Origin of the sequence: Acrocarpospora catenulata, assembly GCF_018476525.1 — a bacterium.
Taxonomy (GTDB): Bacteria; Actinomycetota; Actinomycetes; order Streptosporangiales; family Streptosporangiaceae; genus Acrocarpospora; species Acrocarpospora catenulata.
This window is the reverse complement of the sequence record NZ_JAHCST010000033.1, coordinates 82,401-93,447: the sequence shown is the minus strand read 5'-3', so window position 1 is coordinate 93,447 and position 11,047 is coordinate 82,401. Positions and strand designations below refer to the sequence as shown.

The 11,047-nt window shown below is 68.2% G+C and carries 13 protein-coding genes; 4 read left to right on the top strand and 9 right to left on the bottom strand.

The window, feature by feature from the left end:
* Nucleotides 1-250: 250 nt before the first annotated feature.
* On the bottom strand, nucleotides 251-1,390 hold the full coding sequence (locus KIP79_RS28320) for a hypothetical protein (protein ID WP_214107978.1): 1,140 nt from the start codon (nucleotides 1,388-1,390) through the stop codon (nucleotides 251-253).
* Nucleotides 1,391-1,711: 321 nt separating this feature from the next.
* Between KIP79_RS28320 and ppk2 the strand changes: the two genes are divergently transcribed.
* Nucleotides 1,712-2,518: a polyphosphate kinase 2 gene (ppk2, locus tag KIP79_RS28315; protein ID WP_214107977.1), complete on the top strand. Its 807-nt coding sequence runs from the start codon at nucleotides 1,712-1,714 to the stop codon at nucleotides 2,516-2,518.
* 95 nt (nucleotides 2,519-2,613) lie between these two features.
* Here the strand turns inward: ppk2 and KIP79_RS28310 are convergent, their stop codons facing one another.
* Nucleotides 2,614-2,826, bottom strand: coding sequence for a DUF397 domain-containing protein (locus tag KIP79_RS28310; protein ID WP_214107976.1), 213 nt, complete (start codon nucleotides 2,824-2,826; stop codon nucleotides 2,614-2,616).
* Nucleotides 2,817-3,641: a helix-turn-helix domain-containing protein gene (locus tag KIP79_RS28305; RefSeq protein ID WP_214107975.1), complete on the bottom strand. Its 825-nt coding sequence runs from the start codon at nucleotides 3,639-3,641 to the stop codon at nucleotides 2,817-2,819. Before KIP79_RS28305 ends, KIP79_RS28310 begins: the two co-directional genes overlap by 10 nt.
* Nucleotides 3,642-3,966: 325 nt before the next feature.
* Here KIP79_RS28305 and KIP79_RS48625 point away from each other — a divergent pair, with 325 nt between their 5' ends.
* From KIP79_RS48625 to KIP79_RS28295, 3 genes are read left to right on the top strand one after another with little or no spacing between them, the layout of a single operon-like run.
* Nucleotides 3,967-4,092, top strand: a complete 126-nt coding sequence (locus tag KIP79_RS48625; protein ID WP_256447507.1) for a hypothetical protein — start codon at nucleotides 3,967-3,969, stop codon at nucleotides 4,090-4,092.
* Complete coding sequence (locus KIP79_RS28300) at nucleotides 4,089-4,241, top strand: ATP-binding protein (protein ID WP_214107974.1); 153 nt, start codon at nucleotides 4,089-4,091, stop codon at nucleotides 4,239-4,241. Before KIP79_RS48625 ends, KIP79_RS28300 begins: the two co-directional genes overlap by 4 nt.
* 11 nt (nucleotides 4,242-4,252) lie before the next feature.
* On the top strand, nucleotides 4,253-4,741 hold the full coding sequence (locus KIP79_RS28295) for a GntR family transcriptional regulator (RefSeq protein WP_214107973.1): 489 nt from the start codon (nucleotides 4,253-4,255) through the stop codon (nucleotides 4,739-4,741).
* Here the strand turns inward: KIP79_RS28295 and KIP79_RS28290 are convergent.
* The 6 genes from KIP79_RS28290 to KIP79_RS28265 form a co-directional block, all read right to left on the bottom strand.
* On the bottom strand, nucleotides 4,738-5,325 hold the full coding sequence (locus tag KIP79_RS28290) for a GTP-binding protein (protein WP_214107972.1): 588 nt from the start codon (nucleotides 5,323-5,325) through the stop codon (nucleotides 4,738-4,740). The two genes, KIP79_RS28295 and KIP79_RS28290, sit on opposite strands and share 4 nt — an antisense overlap.
* Nucleotides 5,306-5,662, bottom strand: a complete 357-nt coding sequence (locus KIP79_RS28285) for a DUF742 domain-containing protein (protein ID WP_308169932.1) — start codon at nucleotides 5,660-5,662, stop codon at nucleotides 5,306-5,308. Before KIP79_RS28285 ends, KIP79_RS28290 begins: the two co-directional genes overlap by 20 nt.
* Complete coding sequence (locus KIP79_RS28280) at nucleotides 5,659-6,075, bottom strand: roadblock/LC7 domain-containing protein (RefSeq protein ID WP_214107971.1); 417 nt, start codon at nucleotides 6,073-6,075, stop codon at nucleotides 5,659-5,661. Before KIP79_RS28280 ends, KIP79_RS28285 begins: the two co-directional genes overlap by 4 nt.
* Entirely contained in the window at nucleotides 6,072-8,396 is a 2,325-nt protein-coding gene (locus KIP79_RS28275) for a sensor histidine kinase (RefSeq protein WP_214107970.1), read from the bottom strand. The genes KIP79_RS28280 and KIP79_RS28275 overlap by 4 nt, the downstream gene beginning before the upstream one ends.
* Before the next feature lie 231 nt (nucleotides 8,397-8,627).
* Nucleotides 8,628-10,157, bottom strand: coding sequence for a prenyltransferase/squalene oxidase repeat-containing protein (locus KIP79_RS28270; protein ID WP_308169931.1), 1,530 nt, complete (start codon nucleotides 10,155-10,157; stop codon nucleotides 8,628-8,630).
* Nucleotides 10,154-11,047 (bottom strand): terpene synthase family protein, encoded by an 894-nt coding sequence (locus KIP79_RS28265; protein WP_214107969.1) that lies wholly within the window; start codon nucleotides 11,045-11,047, stop codon nucleotides 10,154-10,156. Before KIP79_RS28265 ends, KIP79_RS28270 begins: the two co-directional genes overlap by 4 nt.

Genomic DNA, 11,047 nt, shown 5'->3' with positions numbered 1-11,047 from the left:
CTCCAGGCAGTGCCACCCCTCCCCCACCCCGGTACGGCCCAGCCGCGCGAACGTCAGCGGATCGAGCAGTTCCGCCAGGCAACGGTGCTGGTCAACGGAGTGATCGCCGTCATTGTCGAAAACGTACTCTTGCGGCAAGGTGGCATGCGCCAACTGGATCTCCCCCGAATGAAACAGATGGTCCAGCTCCGCAGCCTAGAAGGTTGTAACTCCAAGTAACAATTCGACACTCAGGGTGATGCCGAGTAGGTCACCAGGTCGGCGCGCGACCGCCCAGGGCGCCGCCGAACCTGACGGCGTCCGGAGGTGGTTTCAGCCAGGACCGCATCGTCAGGGTGTCCAGGTCGTACTGGACGACGGCGCCGGTGCCGGTGTGGCCCGGGGCGCCAACCGTGATCGTCAGGTTGCCGCCGACGGTGACGGTGAGGCCGAAGCGGTCTTCCGGCCTGATGCCCGGTGCGGAGAGCACCGTGGCCGGGCGGGCGTTCGGGCTCACCGAACCGACGCTGACGGCTCCGAGTCCTTCGTCGGCCCCCGGCATTCCGATGACGGCCCGCCCGTCGGCCATGGCCAGGACGGCGCCGAAACCGGTGCCCGGCTGGGGGTGGCGCAGCGTGTTGGACACCTCCAGGGGCCGGGGCCCCTCGATGGTGATGACCTCGACGGCGTTCGCGCCCAGCGCGCCGACCAGGAGGTAGCTCTCCTCGTCGAGGGTGCCGGAGGCGAGCGCGTAGCCGTACCTGGCGCCCGGCACACGGCCCCGCTGGTAGGTGTACCTGCGGCTGTGCAGAGCCTCCGTCATCGGCTCGAAGAGCAGGGTCACCGCGCCCGCGGCCGGAACACCCTTGTGGTTCTGCGTCCCGGCGCCGTCGGTGTTCTCCTCCGGCGCGCCGACCGCGAGATACATGCCGGAACCCTTGGGGAACCGGCCCACGGCCAGCGACCAGCCCCAGTGGTCGCCGGCTTCGCTGTTGCCGGCCACACCCGGCGTGTTCTGGCTGATCCGCCTGGCCCTGCCGGGCTCACGGCCGGCGAAGGCGTACAGGTAGACCGCGCCGGAGCCACGCGCCCCCGGGTCACCGTCATCGGGCGCGCCGACGGCCAGGATGTTCCGGTACGCGGCGAGCGACAGGCCGTAGTTCCCGCCGGCGTGGCCGCCGGGCGGGCGCAGGATCCGGACCGGGGCGTCCCCCTTTTTCCGTCCCCAGATGATCATTACGCTGGCGTCGGCGAGCCCGGCCACAACGTCGGGGCACCGGTCGCCGTCCAGGTTGGCCATGGTGAGGGCGACGGGCTGGGCTGGGGTGGGGACCCGGACCTGCCGGGCGCCGAGCAGCCAGACCGAGTTCGCGTCCCCGACCAGTGAGGCGCTCCAGTCGCAGCCGACCATCGAGGAACTCGCCTCGACCAGGACCGTAGGTGCCCCAGCCGGCGAAACGGACGGGAGAGCGGCGGGTTCCGGCGCCGGCGCCGGGGCCGGGGTCGCTGGAGCACGCAGCAGGACCAGCCCGGCGAGAACCAGCCCGGCCGCGACGGCCAGGGCCGCCCAGGGCAGGAATCGGCGTCGCCTGCGTACCGGGACCAGAGTGGATGCGTCATTGATGTCGTCGATGTCGGATATGACGCCGCCATAGTCACAAAAGTTCGGACAACCCGCGTCCGGCGTGACGACAGTCCTCGCCTATGATCGCTGGAAATCGGGAGGTGGCTCATGACGAAGGGCAAGGTGCGGCGCCGGGCGTACGAGAAGGAGATCTTCCGTCTCCAGGGCGAGCTGGTCAAACTCCAGGAGTGGGTACGGACGGAGGGCAAGCGTCTCGTCATCGTCTTCGAGGGACGTGACGCGGCCGGCAAGGGCAGCACGATCAAACGAGTGGTCGAGTACCTGAACCCCCGGGTCACCAAGATCGTGGCGTTGCCCGTACCGACCGAGCGGCAGCGCGGTCAGTGGTACTTCCAGCGGTACGTGGAGCATCTGCCCGCCCCCGGGGAGATCGCGCTGTTCGACCGCAGCTGGTACAACCGCGCGGGCGTCGAACGGGTGATGGGCTTCTGCACCCAGGAAGAACACGCCCGTTTCCTCCACCAGTGCCCGATCTTCGAACGCCTCCTCGTAGAGGACGGCATCCTGCTCCGCAAGTACTGGTTCTCCGTCAGCGACGCCGAACAGGAACGCCGTTTCCGCGCCCGCCTGGAAGACCCCATGCGCAGCTGGAAACTCTCCGCCATGGACCTGGAGTCCATCACCAGATGGGAGGACTACTCCCGCGCCAAGGACGAAATGCTCGTCCACACCGACATCCCCGAAGCCCCCTGGTACGAGGTGGAAAGCGAAGACAAACGCTCCGCCAGAATCAACATGATCTCCCACCTCCTCTCCACGATCCCGTACCACGAGGTACGCCGCATCCCCCTCGAAATCCCCAAACGCCCCCCCACAACGAACTACCACCGCCCCCCACGCAGCCAACAAAACCGCGTCCCCGACGTCGCCGCCACCCTCCGCGACCACGACTGACCTCAGGTGCCCGCCTCCTGCTCGGCGAAGACGCGGAGACCGTGCTGGACCCGGTCGGCGCGCGGCCGGTGGGGCGCCAAGGGCTTGGGACTGGGCTAGAAGTCGAATTCTCCGGACTTGGCGCCTTTCACGAAGGCCGTCCACACACTGGCGCTGACCACGAAAGGCTCCTGGTGTGGGGCTTCGGTGTCGCGGAGACCGACTCGGCCGCCGGAGAGAGGGGCGACCTCCAGGCAGTTACCGCCGTTCCCTCCGGAGAAAGACGCCTTGCGCCAGGCAGCGGCCGCGAGTTCGTCATTCAGGTCCATAGGGTCTCCATCTTTTCTTTGATCAGCTCCAACGACGCGCTGACGGACAACGCATCAGCCCGTATGACTTCGTAGGCGATTACGACAGGCATAACTTCTTCGTGCTTTGAAGTCACATATCCCTGCGCGACCGATTCGATATATACGGTATCAGGCTGGCCGGAAAGCTGGGCGATCACGAAGCCGCCGAGGAGACCCGCCGCGGCGCAGGAGTTCAGAGGGACGACCTGGATGGTGACGAGGGGGCGGTCTGCCATCTCGATCAGGTGCTCAAGCTGGCGGCGCATCATCTCCTTGTCGCCGAGGGGACGGCAGAGAACGCCCTCGTCGATGACGACCCAGAACATGGGCGGAACTTCGCGGTCGAAAATTCTCTGGCGCGTCATCCGCGCGGTGACGGCCTCTTCGACCTGCTGCTCGGTCATCCCCCGGGTCCGGGTCAGAAGGGCGCGAGCATAGTCCTCGGTCTGGAGCAGCCCGGGAACAAGAAGCGGCTCCCAGGTTCGGAGGGTGACGGCGTCGGGTTCGATTTCTATCCAGTGCTGGAACCACTGTGGGGCCGCCTCCATCGTGACGAGGGGCCAGAGGCGGAGGAGTTCGCCGTCGAGGCCGAGGGCCTTCTCGCAGAGTTCGATGAGTTCGCGGCTGGGCATGCGGGCGGCGCGCTCGGTGAAGCTGATCATACCGGCGCTGAAGTTGATTTTCTCGGCCAGCTCCTCCTGGGAGAGCTTCGCCAGTTTCCGGTATTTGCGCAGTTCAGCGCCAAGGAGGGCACGGGGGCTGCGGGTGGGGTCGAGCTCGTGGGGGGCGGGCATCGGTCCTCCGTCCGATCCGGTTATACCGGTATTGCACCGGCACAGAAAGTGAAAGTTAAATTCCCTTGCGATATATGTCCTGGTCAGTCGCTGTGCATCAAAACAGATTAAGTGCACCCTTGGGAGCGGTTCGTCAAGAGGTGCGGAAGTTCGACTGACAAATCTTGACGGTGGTCCTCTACAACAAAAGGGGTGAATCGGAATGGCAGTGGCAGAGCGGGTTGGCGGATTGCTCGGCGCGCTTGATTTGCCGGGGGAAGCGACGTCTGTTTCGGCGGCGCGGAGATATGTCCGGTCAGTGCTGGAAAAGGTTGATCATCCGAGGGTGGAGGACGCCGTCCTGCTGGTCTCCGAACTGGTGACCAACGCGATCCGGCACACCGCGTCCGCACGGGTGGGGTGGCCGTGGGAGGGGCCAGGGCGGCGGGCCAGGCCGTACAGGTGGAGGTGAGTGATGAGGGGTCGGCGGTCAGCAGGCCGCGGGTGCGGCGGGGCGGGGACGCCTGCAGCGGGCGGGGGTTGTGGCTGGTGGAGCGGCTGGCGGACGCCTGGGGATACCGCGAGCACCCGCGCGGGCGAGTTGTCTGGTTCGAGTTGTGACGGGAGAAGAGATGCTGGAGTCGTTTCCGGCACTGCCGGGAGTGGACCCCCGGCGGGAGATCGTTGAGGTGTTCGCCACCCGGATCACCAGCGGGCAGATCCCGCAGGACGCGCCGATGCCGAGCACGCCGCAGCTGATGGCCCGGTTCGGCATCGCGGGTGGCACCGCCGCGCGGGTCAAGCGGGATCTGCGCGACCGAGGCCTGATCAGGTCCACACCGGGCTACGGCTACTTCGTCGGCACGCCCGAGGCGACCACCCCGCAGGCCCCGTTCGAGGAACGGGTCGAAGAGCTGTTCACCGTCCTGCGGGAACGCGTCCGCAGCGGGACGATCCCACCACACCGGCGGGTCGCCACCACCCGGGAGCTGATTATCGAGTTCCGGAGCTCCCGGGACGCCGCCGAGCACGCGTTGACCCGCCTGGCCGCCAAGGGCTGGGCCTACCGGGTGCCGTTCCGGGGCATCTTCGCCGCCCCGGCCGAGAGGTGGCCCGCCTAGACCTTGGCTACCGGGCGGCGGCCGTAGGCGTGTTGGACGAGGGTGATCAGGACTTCCTTGCCTGATTCGCGGCGGCGGGCGTCGCAGAGTAGGACGGGGATCTCGGAGCTCAGGTTGAGCGCCATCTTGACCTCGTCCAGCTTGTAGCGGGGGGCGCCGTCGAAGCAGTTGACCGCGACGATGAACGGGGTGCCCCGCCGCTCGAAGTAGTCCACCGAGGGGAAGCAGTCGGCCAGGCGACGGGTGTCGGCCAGCACCACCGCTCCCAGCGCGCCGCGCGCCAGTTCGTCCCAGACGAACCAGAAACGCTCCTGGCCGGGCGTGCCGAACAGGTAGAGCACGAAGTCGTCGCCGATGCTGATCCGGCCGAAGTCCATCGCCACCGTGGTGGTGCTCTTGGCCTCCACGCCCGACAGGTCGTCCACGCCGATGGACCGGTTGGTCAGCACCTCCTCGGTGCGCAGCGGCCGGATCTCGGAGACCGCGCCGACCATCGTCGTCTTGCCGACCCCGAAGCCGCCGGCGATCAGCAGTTTGATCGCCGTCGGCATCTTCTTGCTCTGTTCAGAGCGCGCGGAGGCCATCGAGCACCGCCCTATACATTCTCTCGTCGAGCACGTCCACCTCGGGGGCCGGCTCCTGCAGCATGATGAACCCACGGTCGAGCAGGTCGCCGAGGAGAACGCGGACCGTTCCGGCCGGCAGGTCCAGGTGAGCCGCGATCTCCGCCACCGAGAGCGGCCGTCGGCAGAGCCGGACGATCGTCAGGTGCTCCGGATCGAGGCCGACCTCCACCCCGGTCGTCTGCCGGATGGTGACCGCGAGCGTGATGAGATCCAGCTTGGCCCGCGCCTCGACGCGTCCCCGGGTCATCACGTACGGACGGACCACCTGCTCGTCGTACAGTTGCTCCTCGTTCACGGATCGCTCCTGGTAGAAGACGCCACGGACCGTGCGGGAGAGGTCAGGTACTGGCCGACCCGGGTGACCAGCATGGCCATCTCGTAGGCCACCAGACCGATGTCGGTCTGCTCCTCGCAGAGCACGGCCAGGCAGGCACCCTGCCCCGCGACCGTTACCAGCAGGTAGGCCGACTTCATCTCGATGATCGTCTGCCGGACGGGTCCGCCCTCGAAACGCTCGCTGACCCCTCGGGCCAGGCTCTGCACACCGGCCGCCACCGCGGACAAGTGCTCGGCGTCCTCCTGGGCGAGCCCACGGGAGGCGGCCAGCAACAGGCCGTCGGTGGATAACACGATGCTGTGCCGAGCCTCGCGAACCCGCCCGACAAGATCGTCCAGAAGCCAGGCCAGATCAGCGGATGCGGTCGTCATCGGTTGTCCTCATCGTCTTTCTGTTGTCCGAGCAGTCGCGCGGCCTCGGACCTTCCACGTCGCGTACCGGATTGGTACGAACCCATGATCTTTCGAATGTCTTCGGGAGAACGGTCGTCGTCCTCCTCCTCCTGGGCCTTGGGCACCTCGCGCAGGGCCGGCGTGATGCTCGCCTGGGGCACCCGGAACGGCAGTCCTGAGGGGGTGAACGACTCGGGCGCAGGCTCGGGCACTGGGGCCTCCGGGACACGCGTCGGTAAGGGCGGAGTGTCCGGCACGAGTTCGGGGCGACGACGCTGCTCGGCGATCGGGGCCACCACCGGGGCGGAGAGCGGCGGCTGCGGCGGCCGGGGCAGCGGCTCGGGCGACCCCTGCGGCTGGGTCACCACCGCCATGCGCGGCATCTCGGTGACCTGCTCGGCCGGGTGGAGAGTGAACAGATCGTCCTCGATAACCAGTTCGCGCGGGAGCAACACCACCGCGGTGGTCCCGCCGTACGGGGAGGCTTTGAGCTGGACCCGGATACCGTGCCGCTCGGCCAGCTTGCTGACCACGAAGAGGCCGAGGCGGGCGGTGGTGGAGAGGTTGAACTCCGGGGGGTCCATGATGCGCTGGTTGGCCACGTCCAGGTCCTCGGCCGTCATGCCGAGACCCCGGTCCTCGATCTCGATCGCGTAGCCGTTGGCCACCATCTGCCCGGACACCTGCACCACCGTGTACGGCGGGGAGAACGACACCGCGTTCTCCACCAGCTCGGCCAGCAGGTGGATGACGTCGCCGACGGCCCGGCCGGTCAGCTCGACCTTGCCCATGGGCAGCACGGTGACCCGGGTGAAGTCCTCCACCTCGCCGAGCGCGCCGCGTACCACGTCCACCATGGGGACGGGGTTGCGCCAGGCCCGGGCGGGCGAGGAGCCGGAGAGCACGATCAGGTTCTCCGCGTTGCGCCGCATTCGGGTGGCCAGGTGGTCGACCCGGAACAGGTCGTTGAGCTCCTCCGGCTCGTTCTCCCGGCGCTCCATCACGTCCAGCAGGGTGAGCTGCCGGTGCACCAGCGACTGGGTACGGCGGGCCAGGCTGAGCAGGATGTCGCGGATGCTCTGCCGGAGCTCGGCTTCCTCGACGGCGGTCCGGACGGCGGTCTGCTGCACGGCGTTGAACGCCTGGCCGACCTGGCCGATCACGTCGCCGCCGAACTGGAGGGGTGGCGCCTCCGCCTCGACGTCCACCTTCTCGCCGCGCGCCAGGCGATCGACGACGCTGGGCAGACGCTCGTGGGCGAGTTCGAGGGCCGCCGTGCGCAGCTTCTCCAGTTGCTGGACGAGGGCACGGGCCGTGGTGATCGACAGAATCACCGAGGTGATAACCGCGATCAACCCGAGACCACCGGCCAGGACCAGTCGCACGACCACACCGACGGCGATCGGGGTGGCTCGGTCGACCAGGTCGTCGCCCGCCGAGAGGATCGCCTTCTGCAGCTCCGCCTGAGCGGCGTCGGTCGCCGACTGCCACTGCTCGGCGTTGACGGGTGGGGCGAACCCCGCCCGCGAGCTCTGCGCGACGGCCGATTCGAGTGCCCGCAACCGGGTGAACGCGGAACCTTCCAGCACCTTCTCGAAGGGCTGGCGATCCGCGTCGGTCAACTGGCCGATCATCTGGTCCGTGACGAACCGCTGAGCGCCCATGATCTGCACGAACTGGGCGTGCTCATCGTTGCTGAACCGCCCTGCGGCGATCGCGCCCGCCAGGGTCGCGTCCTCACGGGCCAGGATTTCGCGGGCGCGGCTCAGGCCGAGGAGGGTTCGGGTGTCCCGGGCGAAGGCCTCGTCGTCGAGCGTCGCCATCGAGTCGTACATCCGGTAGACGGACTCGATGATGTCGGTGAACGCCTCGGCCGCCTGAACACGGCCGACGCGACCATCGTCGATCGATTTTCTGAGGGACGCCAGCCCGGTCAGCTTCTGGAAGGTGTCGGTGATGGCCCGCTCGCGGTTCGCGTCGACGTAGAAGCTGCTGCTGGCCGAGCGAGCCGACTCTTCGTAGTCCGCCTGCAGCGCATCGGTCCGCGCCCGCTGCGCGCCCAGTCCACTGCTGGGCTGGCGTCCGGCGCTGCCCAGGTAGACCATCGAAAGCCGGCGTTCCTTCTGGAGCTCGACGAGGAGCGGCTCGCTGGGCGCCACCACGCTGGAGTCGAGCGAGGCGACGCCGAGCAGGTTCACGCCTTCCCGTACGGTCACCCAGGCAGCGAAGGCCCAGAGCGCGGCCAGGGACACCAGCATGGCAGCGACCTTGGCGCGCACGCGGGAGTTGCGGAAGCGCATAGATTTCACCTTGCAAATCTCAACGAGAGACGCCTGGAATGTTTCGCGGCGATTACCAACGACCAACCCGCTCTGAAGATGCCTTCAGCCTGTGACTGACGGCACCCGGGGAACCCTAGCAACACCACGAAAGCCACTCAAGGCGCATTGCCCACAATGGACAAGGCGTCCCATTTTTATTGCTATAAATACCTCTTTGTCCTTTTTGGGAGTATTTGGCCCATATTGGCCTTAAGGACCGAGAAAACGGGCGGCGAGATACCTCGCCGCCAGAACGGCCGCCCGTACGATGGCGAGCGGCAGGTAGAGGTCCTTGTCGTGCCACAGGGCCGGGCCGCCGGGAGCGTCCGCCGTCCGCTCAAGGTAGGCGTAACCGTCGGCCACCGCATCGGCGTGGCGCGGATCCTCGGTGGGCCGGGTCAGCAACAGGATCTGGATCGCGTAGGCGGTCTCCTCGCGGGTGCCGCCCCACCTGCCCCAGGAACCGTCATGCCCTTGGGTGTCCAGAACCCACCGGACGGCCCGCTGGACGGCGGGCGCGGACTGCTCGCCGCCGAAATCCTCCAGCGCGAGCGCGCACGACACCGTCGCGTAGTACGGGGAGGCATGCCACCGGTCGGCCCAGCTTCCATCCGGCCGCTGATGGTCGCGCAACAGCTTGGCCAGCTTCTCCGTCGCCGTCCGGTAGTAGTCGGGGACGGCTTCGCCGCGGCCGGCCGCGTACAGTCCGAAGGCGTCCAGCACGTGCGCGTTGACGCTGACCGAAAAGCCCTGCTCGCCCGGCCAGGTGCAGAAATGGGTGTCGGTCTCGTAGCTGCGGAGGCTCGCGGGGTCATACGGCTCGCCGAGCGCGGCGAGCGCGTAGAGAGCGACCGCGGTCGTGTCCGCGTCCGCCGGCAGCCCGGCGCCCGCCGGGGTGCCGGCCGGGCCGATCGCCGCCCGCAGATCCGCCACCATCTCCGGCGGGACATCGAAGGGAATGCCCGCACGCCGCAACCAGCTCAGCACCCAGCCACGCTCGAAGACCGTGATGGGCATCCCCACCGGGACCGGGCCGCCGTGCCGCCGGGCGACCGCCTCAAGGTGCCGGCGAGCGGGGTGGGTCTTGTCGAGGAGGCCGCGATCGCCGAGCCAGGCGGCGGTGGCGGCCGGGGAGGCCCCCACCGTCCCGATCGGGGTGACGTGCACGGCGGGAGCGCCGCTGGCCGCGTCGCCCCCGATTTCGAGCGCGTGCAGGAGTTTGTCCGGCAGGTCCACGCCGGACGCCAGACGCCTGCGAATCACCAACAGGGCGGTGCCGCTCATCCCCTCAGGGAGCGGGAGGGGCGTACTGACCCGGTCGTTGATGAGGGTGATGAGGTACGGGACGATGAGCTCGATCGCCGGCATGTCCGGGTAGGCGGGCCCCGGCTCGGTCAGCCAGCGGGAGAGCACGCCCAGCGCACGGGTGACGGACTCCTCCAGCACCTCGCGGTCAACCAGCGCGTCGCCTCGGTGGAGAACCGCGAGGATGGCCTCGGTCGCGCTCAGCGTCGGCACCAGCCCGTACCCGTCCGGGGCGCCCCATGCCCCGTCCGCGCCCTGGCTGGTGAGCAGGAAGTCGACGCGCTCGGCATGGCCGACCAGCCATGGGGTGAGCGACACCAACCGGCCCGTTTCGTAGATCGACGGTGAGACCTGGCCCCAGGGGCGGGACATGAGGCTCTGCACGAGTTCCTGGGCGTCGTCCGTCCGCGGCGACGCCAGATCGTGGATGCTCACAACTCCCCCCAGTAGTCCGTGATCCCGTAGAACCCGGTGCTGTACCCGAGCTGGCGCTCTAGGTAGACAGCCTCCTGAGGGCAGGTGTCCTTCAACGGCCTGATCAGCGTCCGGCACTCGTCCATCAGCTCGGCGATCCGCGCGGTCACGTCGGCACGGCCGAGGCCCAGGGCCAGGATGTTGATGTCCCCCCAGGCGAGATCGCGCTCGGCGCTGGCGAGGTCGTTCAGCAACCGCAGGACGTACCCCACCTTGCGGCTGGCGGCGCGGAGTTCGTCCAGGTGGGCCAGGGAGCCGGGCGAGCTGGTGAAGATCCAGTGCCAGACGTTCACCAGAGAGGTCCCGTAGTTGTCCGAGTTCTCCAGATACTCCTCGGTGTCTGGTTTGGCCGAGGTCTTCTTCCAGTCCCACTCCCTCGCCTCGGCGCTCAGGTAGCGCTCCAGCTCGTCCCGCCAGACCGGCTCCAGGAGCGCGAAAGCGGGCGCGGAGGCGGGATCGTCACGCAGGTCGTCCCTCAGTTCCGCGAGGAACCCGGCGAGCGGGGTGTCGGCCGGCGCGCCGTCGGCGACCGCCAGGCAGCCGCGTACGATCGCCTGGATGTCGTCGCGTTCCTTGGCGAGATAGTCCACCAGCCAGTCGGCTCCGGAAATCCAGAGGGAAGTCCGGTTCGCGATGCGGATGCGATCCGCGGGGAGCCAGGGGGAGCCGAACGCGTTGGCGAGCGAAACCGTGCTGAAGAACCGCGGATCGAACGGGCTGGCGGGGAACAGGTCCGGATAACGGGCCGCGCATTTCTGCAGGTCACGCTGGCAGTCTGCGGCCAGGGCACAGATCCTGCCCTGCTCTGCCGCAAGGGCGATCTCGTCCACGCCCAAATCTTGCTGGGTCAT

Bases quoted from the DNA above. Each gene is read 5' to 3' on its own strand.
- KIP79_RS28320 (WP_214107978.1), bottom strand. From the start codon at position 1,390: ATGGTCGGCTGCGACTGGAGCGCCTCACTGGTCGGGGACGCGAACTCG.
- ppk2 (WP_214107977.1), top strand. From the start codon at position 1,712: ATGACGAAGGGCAAGGTGCGGCGCCGGGCGTACGAGAAGGAGATCTTC.
- KIP79_RS28310 (WP_214107976.1), bottom strand. From the start codon at position 2,826: ATGGACCTGAATGACGAACTCGCGGCCGCTGCCTGGCGCAAGGCGTCT.
- KIP79_RS28305 (WP_214107975.1), bottom strand. From the start codon at position 3,641: ATGCCCGCCCCCCACGAGCTCGACCCCACCCGCAGCCCCCGTGCCCTC.
- KIP79_RS28295 (WP_214107973.1), top strand. From the start codon at position 4,253: ATGCTGGAGTCGTTTCCGGCACTGCCGGGAGTGGACCCCCGGCGGGAG.
- KIP79_RS28290 (WP_214107972.1), bottom strand. From the start codon at position 5,325: ATGGCCTCCGCGCGCTCTGAACAGAGCAAGAAGATGCCGACGGCGATC.
- KIP79_RS28280 (WP_214107971.1), bottom strand. From the start codon at position 6,075: ATGACGACCGCATCCGCTGATCTGGCCTGGCTTCTGGACGATCTTGTC.
- KIP79_RS28275 (WP_214107970.1), bottom strand. From the start codon at position 8,396: ATGCGCTTCCGCAACTCCCGCGTGCGCGCCAAGGTCGCTGCCATGCTG.
- KIP79_RS28265 (WP_214107969.1), bottom strand. From the start codon at position 11,047: ATGACCCAGCAAGATTTGGGCGTGGACGAGATCGCCCTTGCGGCAGAG.